The organism is Arcobacter cryaerophilus gv. crypticus, from assembly GCF_002993025.1.
In the GTDB taxonomy this organism is placed as follows: Bacteria; Campylobacterota; Campylobacteria; order Campylobacterales; family Arcobacteraceae; genus Aliarcobacter; species Aliarcobacter cryaerophilus_B.
The window spans coordinates 79,144-99,805 of sequence record NZ_NXGI01000056.1 but is presented as its reverse complement, the minus strand read 5'-3'; the positions used below and the strand labels follow the sequence as shown (position 1 = coordinate 99,805).

Annotated in this window: 26 protein-coding genes; 11 read left to right on the top strand and 15 right to left on the bottom strand. The window is 28.2% G+C overall.

From position 1 onward, the window contains the following. Positions 1 to 7: 7 nt before the first annotated feature. The 3 genes from secF to yajC form a co-directional block, all read right to left on the bottom strand. A complete protein-coding gene (gene secF, locus CJ670_RS10425) occupies positions 8 to 976 on the bottom strand; it encodes a protein translocase subunit SecF (protein ID WP_105939904.1) in 969 nt (322 codons plus the stop codon). Further along, on the bottom strand, positions 976 to 2,541 hold the full coding sequence (gene secD, locus CJ670_RS10420) for a protein translocase subunit SecD (RefSeq protein WP_105939903.1): 1,566 nt from the start codon (positions 2,539 to 2,541) through the stop codon (positions 976 to 978). Before secD ends, secF begins: the two co-directional genes overlap by 1 nt. Positions 2,542 to 2,603: 62 nt before the next feature. Continuing rightward, positions 2,604 to 2,870 (bottom strand): preprotein translocase subunit YajC, encoded by a 267-nt coding sequence (gene yajC / locus CJ670_RS10415; RefSeq protein ID WP_105911458.1) that lies wholly within the window; start codon positions 2,868 to 2,870, stop codon positions 2,604 to 2,606. A 28-nt stretch (positions 2,871 to 2,898) separates the two neighbouring features. Here yajC and CJ670_RS10410 point away from each other — a divergent pair, with 28 nt between their 5' ends. Continuing rightward, entirely contained in the window at positions 2,899 to 4,131 is a 1,233-nt protein-coding gene (locus CJ670_RS10410; protein ID WP_105939902.1) for an apolipoprotein N-acyltransferase, read from the top strand. A 21-nt stretch (positions 4,132 to 4,152) separates the two neighbouring features. Here CJ670_RS10410 and CJ670_RS10405 read toward each other — a convergent pair whose 3' ends face one another. Genes CJ670_RS10405 through CJ670_RS10370 form a run of 8 tightly spaced genes read right to left on the bottom strand, consistent with a single transcriptional unit; the run spans position 4,153 to position 12,429 of the window. Beyond that, positions 4,153 to 5,364 (bottom strand): CCA tRNA nucleotidyltransferase, encoded by a 1,212-nt coding sequence (locus tag CJ670_RS10405; RefSeq protein ID WP_165785215.1) that lies wholly within the window; start codon positions 5,362 to 5,364, stop codon positions 4,153 to 4,155. Further along, the gene (locus CJ670_RS10400; RefSeq protein WP_105939900.1) at positions 5,339 to 6,214 is read right to left on the bottom strand and encodes a mechanosensitive ion channel family protein; all 876 of its coding nucleotides are present in this window, start codon (positions 6,212 to 6,214) and stop codon (positions 5,339 to 5,341) included. Before CJ670_RS10400 ends, CJ670_RS10405 begins: the two co-directional genes overlap by 26 nt. A 12-nt stretch (positions 6,215 to 6,226) precedes the next feature. Continuing rightward, on the bottom strand, positions 6,227 to 7,930 hold the full coding sequence (locus tag CJ670_RS10395; RefSeq protein WP_105939899.1) for a proline--tRNA ligase: 1,704 nt from the start codon (positions 7,928 to 7,930) through the stop codon (positions 6,227 to 6,229). Positions 7,931 to 7,967: 37 nt separating this feature from the next. Beyond that, positions 7,968 to 9,257 (bottom strand): glutamyl-tRNA reductase, encoded by a 1,290-nt coding sequence (hemA, locus tag CJ670_RS10390; protein WP_105939898.1) that lies wholly within the window; start codon positions 9,255 to 9,257, stop codon positions 7,968 to 7,970. Between the two features lies 1 nt (position 9,258). Beyond that, positions 9,259 to 10,167, bottom strand: coding sequence for a polyprenyl synthetase family protein (locus CJ670_RS10385; protein ID WP_105939897.1), 909 nt, complete (start codon positions 10,165 to 10,167; stop codon positions 9,259 to 9,261). Beyond that, a complete protein-coding gene (locus CJ670_RS10380; protein ID WP_105939896.1) occupies positions 10,168 to 10,470 on the bottom strand; it encodes a DUF2018 family protein in 303 nt (100 codons plus the stop codon). After that, entirely contained in the window at positions 10,463 to 11,764 is a 1,302-nt protein-coding gene (gene hisD, locus CJ670_RS10375; RefSeq protein WP_105939895.1) for a histidinol dehydrogenase, read from the bottom strand. The genes CJ670_RS10380 and hisD overlap by 8 nt, the downstream gene beginning before the upstream one ends. Then, the gene (locus tag CJ670_RS10370) at positions 11,761 to 12,429 is read right to left on the bottom strand and encodes a shikimate kinase (RefSeq protein WP_425352289.1); all 669 of its coding nucleotides are present in this window, start codon (positions 12,427 to 12,429) and stop codon (positions 11,761 to 11,763) included. Before CJ670_RS10370 ends, hisD begins: the two co-directional genes overlap by 4 nt. Before the next feature lie 202 nt (positions 12,430 to 12,631). Between CJ670_RS10370 and CJ670_RS10360 the strand changes: the two genes are divergently transcribed. Beyond that, on the top strand, positions 12,632 to 13,852 hold the full coding sequence (locus tag CJ670_RS10360) for a major outer membrane protein (RefSeq protein WP_105939894.1): 1,221 nt from the start codon (positions 12,632 to 12,634) through the stop codon (positions 13,850 to 13,852). Positions 13,853 to 14,006: 154 nt separating this feature from the next. Here the strand turns inward: CJ670_RS10360 and CJ670_RS10355 are convergent, their stop codons facing one another. From CJ670_RS10355 to CJ670_RS10930, 3 genes are all read right to left on the bottom strand, one after another. Beyond that, a complete protein-coding gene (locus tag CJ670_RS10355) occupies positions 14,007 to 14,189 on the bottom strand; it encodes a hypothetical protein (protein WP_105939893.1) in 183 nt (60 codons plus the stop codon). Positions 14,190 to 14,408: 219 nt separating this feature from the next. Then, positions 14,409 to 14,873, bottom strand: a complete 465-nt coding sequence (locus CJ670_RS10350) for a hypothetical protein (protein ID WP_105939892.1) — start codon at positions 14,871 to 14,873, stop codon at positions 14,409 to 14,411. Between the two features lie 39 nt (positions 14,874 to 14,912). Beyond that, entirely contained in the window at positions 14,913 to 15,080 is a 168-nt protein-coding gene (locus CJ670_RS10930; protein WP_165785214.1) for a hypothetical protein, read from the bottom strand. Between the two features lie 494 nt (positions 15,081 to 15,574). Between CJ670_RS10930 and CJ670_RS10345 the strand changes: the two genes are divergently transcribed. The 9 genes from CJ670_RS10345 (at position 15,575) to CJ670_RS10310 (ending at position 19,604) form a co-directional block, all read left to right on the top strand. Next, entirely contained in the window at positions 15,575 to 15,778 is a 204-nt protein-coding gene (locus CJ670_RS10345; protein ID WP_105939891.1) for a hypothetical protein, read from the top strand. Further along, positions 15,768 to 16,172, top strand: coding sequence for a PIN domain-containing protein (locus CJ670_RS10340; protein WP_105939890.1), 405 nt, complete (start codon positions 15,768 to 15,770; stop codon positions 16,170 to 16,172). Before CJ670_RS10345 ends, CJ670_RS10340 begins: the two co-directional genes overlap by 11 nt. 502 nt (positions 16,173 to 16,674) lie before the next feature. After that, complete coding sequence (locus tag CJ670_RS10335; protein WP_105939889.1) at positions 16,675 to 16,881, top strand: hypothetical protein; 207 nt, start codon at positions 16,675 to 16,677, stop codon at positions 16,879 to 16,881. An 89-nt stretch (positions 16,882 to 16,970) separates the two neighbouring features. Next, positions 16,971 to 17,153: a ParE family toxin-like protein gene (locus CJ670_RS11105; RefSeq protein WP_425352290.1), complete on the top strand. Its 183-nt coding sequence runs from the start codon at positions 16,971 to 16,973 to the stop codon at positions 17,151 to 17,153. A 146-nt stretch (positions 17,154 to 17,299) separates the two neighbouring features. Further along, on the top strand, positions 17,300 to 17,515 hold the full coding sequence (locus CJ670_RS10325; RefSeq protein ID WP_105939888.1) for a hypothetical protein: 216 nt from the start codon (positions 17,300 to 17,302) through the stop codon (positions 17,513 to 17,515). Next, positions 17,506 to 17,655, top strand: a complete 150-nt coding sequence (locus CJ670_RS10735; RefSeq protein WP_108723606.1) for a putative type II toxin-antitoxin system PemK/MazF family toxin — start codon at positions 17,506 to 17,508, stop codon at positions 17,653 to 17,655. Before CJ670_RS10325 ends, CJ670_RS10735 begins: the two co-directional genes overlap by 10 nt. A 20-nt stretch (positions 17,656 to 17,675) precedes the next feature. Next, a complete protein-coding gene (locus CJ670_RS10320; protein WP_105939887.1) occupies positions 17,676 to 18,317 on the top strand; it encodes a type III pantothenate kinase in 642 nt (213 codons plus the stop codon). Next, the gene (gene hisG / locus CJ670_RS10315; protein WP_066155372.1) at positions 18,289 to 18,897 is read left to right on the top strand and encodes an ATP phosphoribosyltransferase; all 609 of its coding nucleotides are present in this window, start codon (positions 18,289 to 18,291) and stop codon (positions 18,895 to 18,897) included. The genes CJ670_RS10320 and hisG overlap by 29 nt, the downstream gene beginning before the upstream one ends. Then, entirely contained in the window at positions 18,897 to 19,604 is a 708-nt protein-coding gene (locus CJ670_RS10310; RefSeq protein WP_105939886.1) for a class I SAM-dependent DNA methyltransferase, read from the top strand. Before hisG ends, CJ670_RS10310 begins: the two co-directional genes overlap by 1 nt. A 3-nt stretch (positions 19,605 to 19,607) precedes the next feature. Here the strand turns inward: CJ670_RS10310 and CJ670_RS10305 are convergent, their stop codons facing one another. Next, positions 19,608 to 20,657 carry an AI-2E family transporter gene (locus CJ670_RS10305; protein ID WP_228154248.1) on the bottom strand — a complete coding sequence of 350 codons (1,050 nt, stop codon included), beginning with the start codon at positions 20,655 to 20,657 and terminating at the stop codon, positions 19,608 to 19,610. Positions 20,658 to 20,662: the final 5 nt, after the last annotated feature.

The following is a 20,662-nucleotide window of genomic DNA, read 5'->3' as shown; positions in this document are numbered from 1 at the left end:
CCTTTATTTAAACTCTTCCTTGTTCATACATAGCTCTTAATTTCTCTTTCTCTTTTCTATTTGCCTCTTTTATAGCTTGTTTACTTCTATAGCTATCTGTATTAAATCCTAAGAATTTAATAAATGGAGAAACCACAAAAATAGAAGAGTAAGTTCCTACTATAATTCCAACAAATAGTGTAAATGAAAATGCATATATAATCTCTCCACCAAATAAAAGCATAGTAAGTACTGCTAATTGAGTAGTTGAAGATGTAAGAACTGTTCTTGAAAGAGTTTTACTCACCGAATCATTTATTAAAGCATCAAGGTCTCTCTCTTTTGTTGTTTGTAAACTCTCTCTAATTCTATCATTTACAATAATAGTATCATTTATTGTATATCCAACCAAAGTTAAAATAGCAGCAATCATATCGAGATTTACATCAATTTTAAATAGACTAATAATCCCCAAAGTAATAATAACATCGTGAATAAGTCCAATAACAGAAGCAACAGCAAATCTCCACTCAAATCTTATCCCAATATAAATAAGCATAGCCAACAAAGCCATAGTTAAAGCCATAATACCTTTTTCTCGTAATTCAGCTCCAACTTTTGCACCAACCATATCTATTTTTCTTATTTCAAAATTTCCAGTGCTTGCTAATATTTTGCTCATATCATCACTGGCATCATTTGTTACACTACTTGAAGTACCTGTATATCTTATAGTTATCTCATCAGCACTTCCAAATTCTGTTACATTTGAACCAGCATATTTACTATTTTCTAAAACTTCTCTTATCTTATCCAAAGGTGCAGCTTGTTCATATTTTACTTGAACAATTGTTCCTCCAACAAAATCAATACCATAGTTTAAACCTCTTGTAAATAGTAAAACAAATGAAGCTATAATCAAAATTCCAGATATACTTAAAAAAGGAATCTTTTTACCCATAAAATCATAAGTTTTATTGTTGTTAAAAATCTCCATTATGCTACTCCAAACCATTTTTTATTGTTTTTATCTTTTGCAATTTTTGGCATTATTGCTTTGTAGATACCATGAGTTCCAACTATTGATGTAAGCATTGAAGTTAAAATTCCTATAGAAATAGTTACAGCAAAACCTTTAATAGCTCCGCTTCCATAAGCATACAATACAATAGCAACTAAAAAAGTTGTAATATTCCCATCCATAATAGCTCTAATAGCATTTGAATATCCATCTTCTATAGCTTTTTGAACACTAGCACCCGTTCTTAAAACTTCTCTAATTCTCTCATTTATAATAACATTTGCATCAATTGCCATACCTAATGTAAGAATAATTCCAGCCATCCCAGGAAGTGTTAAAGTTGCACCAAAAAGAGCAATTACTGCTAAAAGAATAAATACATTTGCAATCAAAGCAATATTTGCAATAATCCCAGCTCTTCTATAATAAAACATCATAAATAGAAAAATCAAAGCTGTTCCAGAAACCAAAGCTATCATTGAAGCTTTTATACTATCAGCTCCCAAAGATGGACCAACACTTCTTTTTTCCAAAAGAGTTACACTTGCCAAAAGTGCTCCACTTCTTAAAGCAATAGCAACATTTCCAGCTTCTTGTACTGTAAATCCTCCAGAAATTTGCCCACTTCCACCACCAATTCTCTCATTTATATTTGGAGCTGAATAAACTTTTCCATCTAAAACAATTGCTAATCTTTTTCCAACACTTTTAGCGGTAAAATCACCAAAAATTCTAGCTCCTGCACTATTTAATGTAAAATTTATAATTGGTTGATTTGATTGACTAAAAGCAACTTGAGCATCTACAACTTGACTTCCATCTAAAATTGGTATCTCTTTTACAAGATACTTTTTATTTGAATCATTTGTATCTTCTAAAATAACATCTCCAAAAGCAGCTGCCTCTTTACTTGTCATTTGGTAAACTCTATCCATTCTTTCTTCATCAACTGCCATAAGCTCAAGCTTTGCAGCTTTTGAGATTAAATCTCTTGCAGCTTTTTCATCACTAGCTGTTTTAATTCCTGGAAGTTGAACAACTATATCGCTATCACCTTGTCTTACAACTGTTGGTTCACTAAGTCCAAATTGGTCAAGTCTATTTCTAATAGTCTCAACAGCTTGAGCAACAGAGTAATCTTTTGTTTTTATTATCTCTTCATTATTTAGAGAAACTTTATACTCTAAATCTTGTTTAACTATATCTAAACCTTTGATTTCTTCGAGCATTTTATCCATTTTAGCCATTTCATCAATATCTAAAATTGAGAAATAAATAGAGTTATCGCTCACAGTCAATCCATCAATAAGTAACTCTTCATCATCAGTAAAATATTTAATAGCAGTTGCGATTGATTTTATTTTTGAAGTTACAGCTTCTTCTGTGTTCACACCCAAAAGCATATGAAGTCCACCTTGAAGGTCAAGACCCAAATTTACTTTCTTACCATAATCTGTTTGCATTAAAGATGGAATAGCAAAAACAATACCAAATATAACACTAATTAAAAAAATTGTGAGTTTAAAATTAAAAATTTTCAATATAAATCCTTATTTGTAGAGGGGAGAATTTAAGATATGAAAATCATATCTTAAATAATAAATTATTCAGTAATAAGTCTAGTAACAAACTCTTTAGCTAATTTCATCTCAGAGTTATCGCTATTTTTTACTAAAAAAAATGCATCTTCAACTTTTACTACTTCTACCATTAAGCCACCATTTGTTACAATCTTATCACCTTTTTTAAGGTTTATGATCATCTCTTTATGAGCTTTTGCTTGTTTTTGTTGTGGTCTAATTATTAAAAAATAGAATATTGCAAAAAGTGCAACCAGAGGTAGTAATGAAGTCAATAAATCGCTTTGCATCGAATTTCCTTTTTATTGGGGGTTTAGTATGTTTTTGTTAAAAACTCAACATTTTAACAAAAATTTAATAATAAAAGGCTTGATTACAGCTTGTCTACTTAGCTCTTTTATATATTTATCATATTTTGGTTTTGAGTTTAAATTAATAAATACAATCTTTGGACTTTATGGAATATATCTTTTACTAACAATTCCAAGAATTTCACTATTTTATGCAGGATTTTTTACGGGAATTTTATGGTGTTATTGGATGAGTGTTAGTTTACAATACTACGATATTAGCTATATAGCTCCATTTTTACTTTTAGGAATTGGTCTTGTTTTTGGAATTATTTTTGCTCTTTTTGCAGTTATAGATAAACTCTCTTTTAGAATTTTAATGATTTTTGGATTTTTATTTATCGCTCCATTTGGTTTTAATTGGTTAAAGCTAGAGCTTATTTTTATCGAATCATATTTAAGTACTACAAAATTTGCCTTTGCCTTAATTCTTATATCACTTTATCTTGTAATAAAACTAAAAAGAGCAAAGATACTAGCTATTTTGCCACTATTATTTGCTTTTCATAGTGAAAAAGGTGAATTTATAGATACTCCAAAAGCAAAAATTTATATGCCTCAAATGTATATAGACCAATCTTTAAAGTGGGATAAAGAGTATTTAAAAATATTAAATGATGAAAACTTTAAACAAATTTTTGATGCCATAGACAAAGGCTATACTTTGGTTGTTTTACCTGAAACTGCATTTTCAGTGGCACTAAACAAATACCCTAGTTTAAATAATATGCTTTTAGAATTATCAAATAAAATAGATATAGTAACTGGAGCTTTATATGTTGAAGATAATCAAATTTTCAATGCTTCATATTTTTATAGTAAAAATAGTGTCTCTGTTGCAAAAAAAGTTGTTTTAGTTCCTTTTGGTGAAGAGATACCTCTTCCTAAATTTTTTGTTGATTTGATTAATGATATTTTCTACAATGGAGCTACTGATTACTCAAAAGCAAGCTCTCCAACAGATTTTATAATTCAAGGAGAAAAATATAGAAATGCAATTTGCTATGAAGGGACTACAGATAAAATATTTGAAAATTTAGGGGATACTAAATATATGATTATGATTTCAAACAATGCTTGGTTTACACCTTCAATAGAGCCAACTTTACAGCATCTGCTTTTAAAATATTACTCAAAAAAATATGGAGTTACTATATTTCATGTTGTAAATGGAAGCGAAAATAGAATATACAGACCCTAAGAAGATTATATAAATATTATTTTAAAAACTCTTCTTAAGTCTTTGTTTTAAATTATCTTTCGAAAGATTCTCTTTTATTTGCAAATCCATTGCAAAATTTAACATATCTCTAAAATCCCCACTAGGAGTAAAACCTAAATCAAGCAAATCAACTCCCATAATATGTGGTTTTAATGCTTTATTTAAAATATCAGACTCTTCACATTTTTGCAAAATCGAATCAATATCTTTATTTCCAAATGCCATCTCAACTAAAATTAAATCTTCTAAAACTATATTTAAAGACTGTTTTTTTAAGCTTATAATATCATCTTCCAAACTCTCTTTACACAAAGAGATTATAGAGTTTATAAATTTTTTATCACTACTTATTTTTGATAAAAATTCAAAAACATCTTCCTCTTTTTCGCCTTTTAACAAAACAACAAAAGATAAAACCAATACCCTTTTTAAATCTATATCTCTATTTTGTAAAATTTTTGATAACTTATCTATAGCTTTATATTTTTTTAAAAAAGATATTTTGAATATTTTAAACTCATCAAAAAGTTTTAAACCAACACTTGGTTTTTTTGATTTCAAAATAAGTTTTTTTAACTCTTCAAAAACTCTCTCTTTTGATAAATTATTTAACTCACCACTTTTTATAATAGTTTTTAAAAACTGTTTTGTCTTTTTTGTTATTTTAAAATCAAATCTTGAAGCAAATCCAAAAGCTCTAAAAACTCGTAAACTATCCTCTACAAAACTTTTTTTATCTATATATCTGATTTTTCTTTTTTTTAAATCTTTTATTCCCAAAAAAGGGTCTATAAAACTATCATTAAAATAGTCGTAATATATAGCATTTATAGTAAAATCTCGTCTTTTTGCAGCTTTTTTTATATTTAAATTTGAAAGAAGTTTTATCTCAAAACTTTTGTGAGTTGTTCCTACTTTTTTCTCTACTCTAGGAATAGAAAAGTCAATATCAAAATCCTCAATATTTATTTTTAAAACACCAAAAGATTTTCCAATATCATGAACTTTTGTATATTTTTCTAAAATTACTTTTAAGTTTTCTAAGTTTTCAAGACCAAATACTTCAATATCAAAATCTTTAACTGGTTTATTTAAAAGAAAATCTCGCACACAACCACCAACAAGATATGGCTTATAGCCACTATCTTGCAATATTGTCAAAATATCAATAAGTAGTTTTGGTATATTAATTTTTGATTTGTTGATATACATTCTTTGGATATGGAATTGTAATTCCAACCTCATCAAACTTTGTTTTAATCTCTTCTAAAAGTTCAGCTTTTAAAGAACCACAATCAGATGACTTTGCCCAAACATTAACACCTAGCTTTACACTATCAACTGCTAAATCAGTTACAGCTATACCAACACCTTTATCTTTTAAAACTTTTGGATTTGAGTTTATAATATTTGTCAAAACATCTTTTGCATTTTTGATATTATCTTCATAAGAAATAGCAACAACAATATCAACTCTTCTTGTATTGTTTGCATTTACATTTGTTATACTTCCACTTGTAATTGAAGAGTTTGGTACAATTATTTTTTGATTATCAGCAGTTAAAAATACCGTATTAAAAATTGTAACTTCAGTAACAGTTCCACTAACTCCACCAGCAACTACACTATCGCCTGCTTTAAATGGTTTAAATAAAACTATCATAACACCTGAAGCAAAATTTCCTAAAGAGTCTTTCAAAGCTAAACCAACAGCCAAACCAGCAGCTCCTAAAATAGCTAAAAACGAAGTTGTAGCAATTCCTAATTTGTTTAAAGCAGCAATTATAACAACAGTTAACAATGTATAATAAACAATATTTTCCAAAAACTTAACCAAAGTTTCATCAACTCCACCAACTTTTCTTAAAGCTCTACCTAAAAGCTTAACTATATTTTTTGAAATCCATTTTCCAATAAAAAATATTAGAACTGCAACAACAATAGATACAGAGTATCCTATAGCTATCTCCACAATATTATCTGGAATAAACGATTTAAAATCTCTTGTTATTTGCTCAACATTTTGATCAACAACTTTCTCAATATTTTTTTCAATACTCATACATATACCTTTTTATTTAATTAAATTTAAAATTCTAGAAACAACTTCTTCTATTTTTACTTCTGTTTTAATAAGAGTTTTTCTATCCACTATTTCAACTACACCATCTGATAGTTTTTTCCCAATAATTATGGCATAAGGAAAACCCAAAAGCTCAAAATCTCCAATTTTAAACCCAAATCTAGCATTTATTCTATCATCTAAAATAACTTCTACATTTGAAGCTTTTAACTCTTCATAGATTTTTTCACCAATATTTTTTTCATCTTCATTTTTTGAATTTGAAACAATAATATCAACCATAAAAGGAGCAGTTGTTTTTGTCCAAATACAACCTTTTTCATCGTGATTTTGCTCAATTACAGCAGCCACAAGTCTTGATACTCCAACTCCATAACATCCCATAATAAATGGTTTTGCCTTTCCATTTTCATCTAAAAATGTAGCATTCATAGCTTTTGAGTATTTATCTCCCAACTGAAAAATATGCCCAGCTTCAATTCCTTTTGTATGTGATAGTTTTCCACCACAACAAGAGCAAATATCACCCTCTTTTACAGCAATCAAATCAAAGTATCTAATATTTTCAATAGCTTTTAAATCAACATTCACAAAGTGAAAATTCTCTTCATTTGCACCACAAACCATAGCTTGTGAATTTTCCAACTCACTATCAACAACTACCAAAATATCTTTTGGTAAATCTACCATTCCACAATATCCAGCAACAACTCCTGCTTCTTTTATCTCATCTTCGCTTACATCAATAAGTTCTAAAGCATCTATACTATTTTGTGCTTTTGTCTCTTCAAGCTCATCACTTCCTCTCACAAAAAACACTACAATTTTAGTTCCATCTTTAAAAATTGCTTTTTTTATAACTGCTTTTATAGTTTGCTCTTTTTTTACATTTAAAAAATTCGCAACTTCTTCTATCGTTTTGCAGTTTGGAGTCTCTACTTTTTTTAACTCTCCTGCTTCAAAATCATAAATTTTTGCTTCTCTTTTAGCAGCTTCAATATTTGCAGCATAAGAGCAACCATCACAAACAACAATTGTATCCTCACCACTACTTGCAAGAACATGAAACTCTTTACTTCCACTTCCACCAATTGCACCACTATCAGCTTCAACAACTCTAAAATCAAGCCCTAGTTTTGTATATATTTTTTTGTAAGTAGCTTCCATAAGATTAAACTCTCTTACTAAATCCTCTTCACTAAAGTGGAAAGAGTATCCATCTTTCATCAAAAACTCTCTACCTCTCATAAGTCCAAATCGTGGACGTGCTTCATCTCTAAACTTTGTATTTATTTGATAAAGATGTAGTGGTAAATCTTTATATGAAGTAACTCTATTTTTTACCATATTTACAACAGCTTCTTCATTTGTAGGACTTAAAACAAACTCACTATTTTTTCTATCTTTAAATCTTAGAAGCTCACTTCCCATAGTTGAAGCTCTTCCAGATTCGCTCCATAAACTAAGAGGTGTAACAAAACCAAATTGAACTTCATTTGCTCCAGCTTCGTCCATCTCTTTTTTTACAATAGCTCTAATTTTTTCTAAAACAATTTTTCCCAAAGGCATAAAATCATAAATTCCAGCACCAGTTTGTGCCACAAATCCACCGCGAACCAAAAATTGATGAGAAGGTAAAGAGGCATCACTTGGCATCTCTTTTGTTGTTGGAATAAAAAGTTTACTAAATTTCATATATTTTTCCTATATTTTTAAAATAATTTTTGATTTTCTAATTTTTAGATAAATGTTCACATTTAAAGCTTGTATCACTATTTTGTTTTGTAAACATACTTTGAACAGAACTTACAACCAAATCACACTCCATATTTCTTGAAATATTTTTAAGTTGTTTCGATGGATTATGAAGATATTCACTCATTATAGTTTGGCAAAGTTTTTTGATATTGTCTTCATGCTCTTTTGGTATAAAACCTTTTTTTATAGCATTTTGGACTTTTTTCTCTATTATACAATCACCTTTTAGATACAAATTCTTAATAATTGGTTCAATATCAAGACTTTTTAACCAGTCAAAAAACTCCGAAGTAGAGCGACCAACTATTGTATAAGCCTCTTTAGCTTGAGCTGACCTTTGTGTCATATTTGAATTTACAATCTCTTGCAAATCATCTACAGAGTAAATATCTAAATCAAACATTGCTATATTCTCATCAATATCTCTTGGAACTGCAATATCAAACCAATATCTTGAAATACTAGAACTTGGAGTATTCTCTTGTGTAATTATTGGATATGGAGCACTTGTTGCAGTTATCATCACAGGCATAATTTCAAGTAACTCTTCAAGCTTAGAATATGGCTCTACTTTAATAGATGCTTCAAAACTATCTGCTAGATTTTGAGCTTTTTTCATATCACGACTAGTTATTGTTACATCAAAACCAGAGCTTAAAAGGTGTTTAACCGCCAATTCACTCATAAGTCCAGCACCTATAACTAAAGCATTTACACCTTTTGTATCTCCTACTAACTCTTTTGCTTTTGCAACCGCAGTTGAAGCAACTGAAACAGAACCTGTTCCCAAACTTGTAGCAGTTCGCACCTGCGCAGCACATTTAAAAGCATAATGCATAACTTTACTAATAGACTGATCACAAAAACCAAAACTTTGAGAAAATCTAAAAGCATCTTTTAGTTGTCCAACAATTTGTGTTTCACCAATAACTAAGCTATCCAGTGCAGAAGCAACAGAAAAAAGATGATGCACAGCAACATCTCCATCATAAATATCAGCCCTATCATATAAAAAATCAAAATCCAAAGATGAATAACTAGCTAAATTTTCAATAATATTTTTGCTACTTTGTTTTATATTTGAACTTTTTGCAATAATTTCAACCCTATTGCAAGTAGAAAGCAAAACCAACTCACTTGTAGTTGGTGCTTCCAAAAGTCTTTTTATAAATCTTGCTTTCTCTTCATCGCTATTAAAAGCTAATTTTTCTCTCTGTTTTATATCTAAATTTTTATGCGAAAAACTGATTACTAAATAACTCATCTTAAAAATCTCTTTCTATCATAGCTTTCATAATATTTATTAAATCTTCACTATTTTTTTCATCTTTTATAGAGTTTATTGCTTCAATACCTCTATTTTTTGCCTCTTTTATAGCATCACTCAAAGCATTTGTACTATTTAATTTATCTTTTAAATAGTCAAGCTCTTTTTGGTTTAACTCTTTTTTATACAAAGATTTCAAATACTCTTTATCTTCAACTCTTTCATATAAATATAGATATGGAATAGTTACTTTTCCCTCTTTAAAATCAAGCATAGCAGGTTTTCCCAGAGTTTGGCTACTTTGTGTAATATCTAAAATATCATCAACCATCTGAAAAGCAAGACCTAAATTTTTTCCATATATTGCATATTTCTCTTGTTTTTCATCATCAAGCCCTACCAAAATAGCAGCAGCTCTAGCACTAGCTTCTATTAAAGATGCTGTTTTTTTATATATCATTGTTAAATATTTATCATGTGAACTATTAAATGATTCAGTCAAATCAACATCCATCATCTCACCAATACTTAGCTCTGTCACCGCATTTGAAACATGATATGCAACTTTTTTATCCATTTGTGATAGTTCTGTGAAGGCTCTTGAGTATAAAATATCTCCAAACATTATTGAAGTTTTATTATCATACAAAGCATTAATAGATGGTTTTCCCCTTCTTGTATCTGCTTCATCTATAACATCATCATGAAGTAGTGAAGCCGCATGAATCATCTCCACAACAGCACAAAGTTTTATACTCTCATCGCTCTCTTTAGCAATTTTAAGTATCAATTTACTTCTTAGCATCTTTCCAGTTGCCAATTTTTCAAGCAAATCCAAAGCCTTTGGATATTGGCAAACTTCTACAAAATCTCTTATTTGATTTTTTACTTTTTCTAAAACTTCCACCTAACTATCCAACCTACTAATAATCTCTCCAGAAAATTCCATATAAAGCCCTTTTTTCATTGAGTTTACATCTTCTTCATTTTTCTCTTTAAAATCTTGTAAATATGAGTTTATATCAAAATCCTCATCTTTATCTTGACTCAAAATAAGCTCCAAAATTGCCAATTTTTCAATAACTTTATCAATCTCATCTTCAACTAAATCTCTGTGAGTTTGTTCCATAATATCAAAAAACTTTGACTTTGGACTTCCAAAAAATATATCATCGTCATCTTCTGTAAACCAATCTTTAAATTTACTCACCTTTTTCTTCCAATCGCACTCTTACGCTTTTTGCATGTGCTGTTAATCCTTCAGTATCTGCTAAAAGTGCACAAGACTCTCCCAAATCATTTATAGCTTTTTTTGAAAAACTAATTATTGAGCTTTTTTTAAGAAAATTCTCTACATTTAAAGGACTATAAAATTTAGCAGTTCCACCTGTTGGTAAAGTATGATTTGGTCCTGCTATATAATCGCCTATTGGTTCAGGAGTATTTTCACCTAAGAAAATTGCTCCAGCATGTTTTATAAAAGGAAGTAGCTCAAATGGATTTTTTGTCATAACTTCAAGGTGTTCAGGTGCTATTTCATTCATAAGCTCAATTGCTTCTTCAATATTTGAAGCAACAATTATAACTCCTCGCTCATCTATTGATTTTTTAGCAATCTCATATCTGCTTAAATTTGCTAAAAAATTATCAACCTCTTTGCTTGTATTTTTTGCCAAATCTTCACAAGTAGTTATTAAAATCGAACTAGCCATCTCATCGTGTTCTGCTTGAGAGAGTAAATCTATTGCTATATAATTTGCCTTTGCACTCTCATCTGCTAAAATACCTATTTCACTAGGTCCCGCAATCATATCAATATTTACTTCACCAAAAACCATTTTTTTAGCAGTTGCTACAAAGATATTTCCAGGTCCCGTTATCACATCTACTTTAGGAATTGTTTTAGTCCCATATGCCATAGCAGCAATTGCACTTGCTCCTCCAACTTTATAAACCTTTGAAACACCACAAAGGTGACAAGCTGCAAGAAGTAGTTCATTTACTTCATTATTAGGAGTTGGTGTACAAACAACTATCTCTTTAACTCCTGCAACCTTTGCTGGAATTGCATTCATTAATAAACTACTTGGATATGCAGCTTTTCCACCGGGGATATAAAGCCCTGCTCTATCCACAGCAGTTACTTTTTGTCCCAAAATTGTCCCATTTTCTTCAAAATCAATCCATGATTTTGGAAGCTGTTTTTCGTGATATACTTTGATTCTTTCATATGCTATATGAAGTGATTTTTTTAAACTCTCATCAAGAGTTTCATAAGCTTTTTTCATACTATCTTGAGATATTAAAAGCTCATCATCACTTTTTACAATCCATTTATCAAATTTTTCAATATGTCTTTTTAAAGCCTCATTTCCATCTTCAACAATCTCATCAATAATATTTTCAACTATTTTTGAAACACCTTTTATATCACTTTTTGCTCTTTTTAAAATATTTTCAAACTCAACTTTAAACTCTTTATCTTTTGTATATATTATTTTCATTTTATTTGTCCTAAAATCTCTTTTACTATATCTTTTAAATCTCTATTTTCAACATCAACAATAATATCTGCAACTTTTTCATACTCTTTTACTCTTATATTATAAAGTTTCATAGCCTCTTTTTTATTTTGTAAAAGTGGTCGCTTTTTTAGTTTATTTTTTGCATTTGGTGCTTTTTTTATTCTTTTTAAAATTCCATCAAATGATGACTTAAGATATATTACAGTTCCTATATTTTTAAGATTCTCTTGTCTGTAAAATCCACCGCCAGTTGAAATAATTGTATTATCAACACTATTTTCAAGCCAAAGAGCAGTCTTTTTTTCTAAATTTCTAAAATAAGCTTCACCATCAACTGCAAAGATCTTTTTTATAGCTCTATTTTCCATACTCTCTATTAAATCATCTGTATCTATCACATACTGGAAGTGGGAATTTATTCCCACCATTCCCGCTTCTTTGTTTCCTTCATTCGGAACTGGGACTTCAGTCCCAGCTTTATTTTTATATGGGACTAAAGTCCCATTTCCGCAAGCTTCTTCTTTTCCACCCATTTGGAAGTGGGACTTTAGTCCCACCATTGCGAACTCTTTTACCATAGCTCTAGCCACAGTTCCTTTTCCAACACCCATAAAACCAATTAGTATAATATTATTCTTTTTCATAAGAAAGGATTGTATCAAAATATTCGTAAAAAATTCTAAAAATAAGAAACAAAATGCTTATCTTTAAATTAAATTAACAAAAAATTAACCAATTTAAGAAAAGTTTAATTTTAACTCATATAAAATGTTCGCCAAGGTTCACAAGGAAATAAATTATTTCTTGTAAATCGACTTTAATTTCGAAATTTTAGGAGAAAAAAACATGAGAAAAATCTCAAAAATTAGTTTAGTAGCAGCTGTTGCAGTTGCTGGTTTTAGTACTGCTAATGCTCAACCATTAGAAGAAGCTATTAAAAATGTAGATGTATCTGGATCAGTTGTTTATAGATATAACAATTTCGATAGAGATTTAAAAACTACTCCATCAACAAGTAATCAAACAGAAGATAATAACTACAAAATAGGTCTTAACTTATCTTCAAAAGTAAATGACTATGTTAAATTCAATTCAAGATTTATCGTAGGTGGAGCTGATGCTGGATTTACTACTTTAGATTCTAAAAAAGATTCAACTAATGGTGATGGTGGAGCTGATGTTACACTTACAAATGCATACTTTGGATTTACAGCTATTCCTAATACTGTTGTAAATGTTGGTAAACAAGGTTTAGCTACTCCATATACAGTTGCTGTTGATATCAATGGAAACGAGCAAAACGGAACTGGTATTCTAGCTCTTACTACTGTAGGACCAGTTACAGCTGGTGCTGGTTACTTTAATGCAACTAATTTAAATACATCTGGTAATGTTCTTAAAGGAAACGTTAGAAATGGTTCTGATATGTATGTTGCTACTGTTCAAGGAAATTTAGATTTTGTTAAACTTGAAGCTTGGTATGCTGGTTTACAAAATACATTTAACTCTTACACTTTAGCAGCTACTTCAAATCTTGATTTAGCAGAAAATGCTAAATTAGGTTTAGAAGCTAGATATGTAAATTTAGAACTTAATAGTTTCATAAATCAAAATGCTGATCAAAGAGAGAATTCAATGTTCAGATTTGCTGTTGATGGTAAATTCTCTATAGTTAATGCTAGACTTGCATATACAAAAACTGGAAAACATGGTGGAGCTACTGCTGCCGATAATGATGCGAAAAATACATCTTTAGGATGGACTGTTACTTCTAATGGATATGCAGATGCTGATTATTTCCAAGCATCTTTAGGAGTTGATATTTTAGATAACTTAAACTTTACAGCTCATTATGGTAATTTAGAATCTAATAATGTTGCTACAGTTTCTACATTAAATACTTCTAATGTTGAGCAAGAAGAAATTTATGGACAATTAACATATAAAATGTCTAAAAACTTAAGTACTTACTTAAGATATGGTAATGTTGAACAGAAAGTAAAATCAACAGGTACAAAAACTTATGATCAAGATATGGGAAGATTACAAGTTGCTTATACATTCTAATTTCTCTTAGAAAGTGGGAATTTATTCCCACCTCTTTTCGGAAGTGGGACTTTAGTCCCACCTTTCTTCGGAACTGGGATTTTAATCCCAGTTCTTAGGGATTTAGAAAACAACTTTCTTTCGAAAAGCTTGGGCAAAAGCCCAAGCTTTTTTTTTACCCTTTTTTCGGAAGTGGGAATTTATTCCCACCATTCTTTTTTATTTGATGGGACTGAAGTCCCATTTCCAAACTTTCCAAAGTCCCATTTCCAAACTTTCCAAAGTCCCATTTCCAAACTTTCCAAAGTCCCATTTCCAAACTTTCCAAAGTCCCATTTCCAAACTTTCCAAGTCCCATTTCCAAATCCCTAAAAAAGCATATTGTGTCACGATTTTTTGTTACTTTTTATAAAAAAAGTAAATAGAAAAAAGAATTACCAAAAGCTTAGGCTTTGTTGTTCAATCTTTTTTTTACTTAAAAACTATGTATTGACAATGTCATTACAGTTTGATATAATTCTATTGAAATTGTGAGTTGGTTAGCGTAACAGTTTGCGTTAGTTTACCCAATGGAGGTTTAAAAACAGTCGCCCAACTCCTTTTCTTCATTACTAAAAAAACTTATGAACCAATATCCATTTTTGTCTTTACTGAGGATTACTGTATATTTAATATGATTCTTTATTTGAATATATCCTATTTTATTATTAAAGTCATCATCTTTAATTTCATACTCTTCTAATTTTCTACCATTTTTTATAACATTCGCAATATTTAAAATATCATTTGATGATACTCTTCCATCTTTTAAATTTACTTCATCATTTGGAACATAGTGCCTTTCAAGAATATGTCTAAAATCATTTTTTTTAATAAAATATTGTTCTTCATTTACTTCCAATTGAACAATGCTTTTTCTCCCTATTACAAAATCATATATTGATTGTTGATTTTTATTGAATTTGTAGCCTTTTTTATAGTTATTAGCTCTTCTATCTGAAAGCTCTTTTTGAAGCTTTGAAAATAGTATGTTGTATTCCAAACTGAACCTTTATAATTTACATATTTGTATTTTATCTAATTATCTTTTTTTTGCTATGAAATTTTTATTTTTTACTAAGAACAAGATTAAAGTTACATTTTCCAAAATCCCATATCCAAACCCATAAATCGAATTAGACTCAAGCTTTTTTTTGATGGGACAGCTTAGAGCAAAATCTTGCAAAGCAAGTGTTGAGAAAAGTCCCATTTCCAAATCCCTAAAAAAGTATCTTGTGTCACGATTTTTTGTTACTTTTTATAAAAAAAGTAAATAGAAAAAAGAATTGCCAAAAGCTTAGGCTTTGTAGTTCAAATTTTTTACCCTGTTTATTGACATCAAATTTATACTTAGATACAATAATCATGTTGAAACAAGATAATTCTTTCAGGAGTGATGACCTGATAGGTAAATCAAATAAGGTAGAGCTTTTTAGCTTTACCTTTTTTTTTGCTGGGTGGTTAGCAAAAGTAAAACTTTTGGGGGTAAGGGGATTTTACCAAAAGGATTTATTTTGTTTCACACAATAGCAGTAATACTTTTAATATTGATGGTTTTTATAACCAAACTTTATTAATTGAAAAACATGGGGGAATTCATCACTCCCCTATTACTGCTACTTTTATAAAAAAGCAAATAAAAACTTTTTGCCTTTTTACTTCTTAATTTGATATAATCTTTCAAAATATTTATAAAGGAAATATATGCATACAATTAAGCTAAAAGTTCACGATGATATCTATAACCATATAATATTTTTATTAAATAGTTTAGATAAAAAAAAGATTGAAATAGTTGAAGATAAGCCTTTAATAATAAATAAAAATAAAGATAAAAAAAGGTTAAATGCAATCAAAATAGACACAACTAATTTTAAGTTTGATAGACAAGAAGCAAATGAAAGATAAAATTTTTCTTGATACAAATATACTTTTATATGCTTATTCAACTGAAAAAAACAAACAAGAAATAGCACAAAATATTATAAATACAAATAATAATATTTATATTTCAAAACAAGTTATAAATGAAACAATTAATATTCTAATAAAAAAATTTAAATTAAATATAAAAGATATTATAAATGTAGTAAAAGAACTTGAAAAAGAGTTCATTATTTTAGATTTTGACATACAAACACAATTAAATGCTTTAAAACTTAAACAAAATTATAACTTACAATTTTATGATGCTTTGATTGTATCAACAGCTTTAGAAAATTCTTGTACTATTTTATATAGTGAAGATATGCAAGATAAATTGGTAATTGAAAAAAATTTAAAAATTATTAATCCATTTTAATATTAAAATATTTACAGCAAGGTTGGGCTTTGTGTTCAACTCTTTTTTTACCTAAAAATTATTGACACAGATAACTATCTTTGATATAATCGCTTTATGTTTTAGGTACATACTATATTCTTTCAGGAGTGATGACCTGATAGGTAAATCAAATAAGGTAGAGCTTTTTAGCTTTACCTTTTTTTTTGCTGGGTGGTTAGCAAAAGTAAAACTTTTGGGGGTAAGGGGATTTTACCAAAAGGATTTATTTTGTTTCACACAATAGCAGTAATACTTTTAATATTGATGGTTTTAGTAACCAGACTTTATTAATTGGAAAACATGGGGGAATTCATCACTCCCCTATTACTGCTACTTTTCGGAAGTGGGAATTTATTCCCACCATTCTTTTTTATTTGATGGGACTGAAGTCCCATTTCCAAAGATAAAGCAAATAGAAACTTTTTGCCTTTTTACTTCTTAATTTGATATAATCTTTTAAAATATTTATGAAGGATTTAAGATGACAAAACTTTTAAATAGTGCTTTTGAAGAAATATCAAAACTTCCAGAACTAGAACAAAATATTTTTGCAAGATTTATTATAGATGAAATAAATAGTGAAAAAAAATGGGAAAAAAATCTTGCAAATAGTGAAGATTTACTTTCAAATATGGCAAATATAGCTCTAAATGATTTTAAAAATAATAAATGTATTGAACTAAAATAAATATGAAATCATTTTTAAATCCAAATTTTAGAAAACTTTTTAAACAATTACCAAAAGATATTAGAATTTTAGCAAGAAAATAGTACGAAATCTTTAAACAAAATCCATATCACGCAAGTTTATATTTTAAAAGAGTGCATTCGAATAAATCAATTTACTCTTGTAGAATAAATATTAGTTATCGTGTTATTGATATTCTTGAAGAAAATAATATAATTTGGTTTTGGATTGGTTCTCATGATGATTATGATAAATTATTAAAAAAGATTTAAAATATTTATAAACTAAACAACCATCACAAACAATTAAAAAAGTACTTGAGAAAAGTCCCATTTCCAAAGATAAGTAAATAGAAACTTTTTTGCCTTTTTACTTCTTAATTTGATATAATCTTTCAAAATATTTATAAAGGAAATATATGCATACAGTTAAACTAAAAATAAATGATGATATTTATAACCATATTATGTTTTTCCTAAAAAGCCTTGACAATAATAAAATAAAGATTTTAGAAGACAAAGAACAAAAAATAGTATCAAAAGATGACAAGGAAGATACAAAACTATTTTCAAACCATTCTGCAAATCTTATAGAAGATTGGCAAGACTTAAAAGAAGATGATATATGGAAATAAATAGTTTTGATATTGTACTTTGTGAGTTCTATTTTAGCAATTTAAATCAATCAAAAAAAAGACCTGTTCTTGTATTTAAAGACAATTTACCTTTTGATGATTTTATAGCCATTCCAATTAGTAGTAAAATATACAGTTAAGTTTGAAATAAAGGCAAATTTTGATTTTATGTGATATTGGAAATACAAGTACAAAGTTTTTAATAGATAAAAATATAAAAAATTACTACAAAAACGATAAAATACCAAAGTTTAAAGATGATATTTTTTACATAAGTGTAAATGAAAAAGCTACAAAAAAACTTCTTAAAAAAAACCCTCAAGCAAAAAATCTAGCTAGTTTTATAAATTTTGAAACTTCTTATTTAGGCTTAGGAATAGATAGAGCACTTGCATGTAGTTTTGAAGAAGATGCAGTTATTATTGATGCAGGAAGTGCAATAACTGTGGATATTATTGAAAATAAAAAACATATGGGTGGTTTTATATTTTTGGGCTTAAATAGTTTTTTAAAAGCTTATAAAAATATCTCAAAAAAGCTAGAAATCTCAAAAAGCGATTTTGAAAAAAATATTAATTTGGATAAAATACCGCTTCAAACAAAAGATGCTGTTTTTTTTGCTTTAATAAAATCTATCATTTTACCTCTAAAAGAGATTTGTAAAAATAAAAATATAATATTTACAGGTGGAGATGGAGAGTTTTTGAGCCAATTTTTTGAAAATAGTATATATAAAAAAGATTTAATATTTGAAAATATAAAAAGGATAATAGATGCTAACAATCGCACTTCCAAAAGGTAGAATTGCAGATGAAACTCTTGATAGATTTGAGAAAGCTTTTGGAGAGAAGTTTGTTTTTGAAGATAGAAAACTAATATTAGAAAAAAGTGGTTTTAAATTTTTAAATGTAAGAAATCAAGATGTACCAACTTATGTTATGCATGGAGCTGCTGATTTAGGTGTTGTTGGTCTTGATGTTTTAGAAGAAAAAGAGTATGACTTAATCAAGCTTTTGGATTTAAAACTAGGAAGATGTAAAGTTGCATTTGGACTTAGAGCTGGAGAGAAACTAAATTTTGATAAAAGTAAAATAACAATAGCTACAAAACATGAAAAAATAGCCAAAAAATATTTTGAACAAAAAGCTATGGCAGTAGAAATCATAAAACTTTATGGCTCAATTGAGCTAGCACCTTTGGTTGGGCTTTGTGACTGTATTGTTGATATTGTAGAAACTGGTGAAACTATGAAACAAAATGGTTTAGAAGTAGGACCTACAATCATGGAAACAACAGCTCACTTAATAGCAAATAAAAACTCATTTTATGCAAAAAAAGATTTGATTTTTGATTTAAAAGATAAGCTAGAGAAATTTTTATAATGGGACTTGATTTATATGCAAGAATAGAGCCTTATTTGGATTTTGAAGAGGAGATTTACTCACTTCATAAAGAGTTTTTGAAGTTTATTATGATAAATGATTTAGACAATATTATTGATATTGGTTGTGGTCAAGGATATTTTTTAAATAACTTAGAGATAAACAAAAAAAAGGCTTTTGGGATTGATTTAAGTGTTGAACAGATAAAAATTTGTGAAGAAAAAGGCTTAAATGCAAAAGCAATATCTCTTGAAGATCTTGGAAAGCTGGAAGAAAAATTTGATTGCGCAACTGCAATTTTTGATGTTTTAAACTATATTCCTAAAATTGAACTTGAAAAATTTATTTTACAAGTTAATAAAGTTTTAAATCCAAATGCTTATTTTATATTTGATGTAAACACATATTTTGGTTTTGATGAAGTAGCTCAAGGAACTATAAATATTGATATTGAAGATAAATTTATAGCAATTGATGCTTTTTTTGAAAATGATAAACTTCAAACAAATATAACACTTTTTGAAAAAGAAAAAAGTGGAAAATATACAAAAGAACAAGACAAAATAGTACAAGAGTACCATAAAAAAGAGTATTTAGAAAAAATTCTAAAAAAATCTGGTTTTGAGATTGTTGAGATAAAAGAGTTTTTTCTTCACACAGATGAGAGTGCAGATAAACTAATATTTATTTGTAAAAAATATTTATAATACTTAGACTCTTCTTTTTAGCTTTTTTCTTGATAAATTAGACATTAAAATACCAAGCCAACGGCTATTTGAGTTTGAATCAAAAGCTATTTTTAGGGTCATAGTAATTGGAACTGCCAAAAACATTCCAACAATTCCCAAAATATAACCCCAAAATATCAAAGAGAAAAATATTACCAAAGGTGATAATCCAAGCTCTCTTCCCATTAATTTTGGCTCTAAAATATTACTAATTGAGATATTAATTACCATATAAAGTATAATTACCCAAATAGTTGACACTATATCAAGATTCATCAAAGCTAATAAAATTGCTGGAATTGAAGCTACTATTGAACCAATAACTGGAACAAAGTTAAATAGCATAGCTATAACTCCCCATAAAACTGGGTAATCAACATCAAAAAACATTAGCATTAAAGTTACTATAAATCCTGTTAGAAAACTTGTAAAAGATTTAACTACAAAATATTTTTGAATGTTATATGAGAAAAGATTAAAATGCTCTAGTTTTTTTGAATTGTTTGTAAAAATTACTTTTAGTTTTGTTTGAAAAGATTTTGACTCTGCAAGAATAAATGCAACTCCAATAATTACCAATAAAAATTGAGATAAAAATGCTCCAATACTTCCAATAATATTTTTAGTTACACCAAAAAAAGAGCCAAAATTCAGAGCTTCTATAATTTTTGCTCTATCAATTTCAATCTCAAATCCATAATTTTGAACAAGGTGAATAGAGTTTAAAACCAAATTTCTTAATTTTTCTTCATAAAGTGGAAGATTTGTTAGAAAATCTTTTAAAGAGATATTTATTACATAAACAAGCATAAATCCAACAATTAAAACAATTAAAACTAAAAGTAAATATGAGATTATTTTTGGGATTTTTCTCTTTTTTAATAGATTTAAAACAGATGAGAATATAGAAGATATAAAAATAGCTAAAAATAGTATAACTACTACTTCACTTGCCATTTTAACTCCAGCAATAATTATTACAAAACTAGCAAAATAGAAAAAATAGTTTTTTAAATTTATTGCATCCATCATCTGTT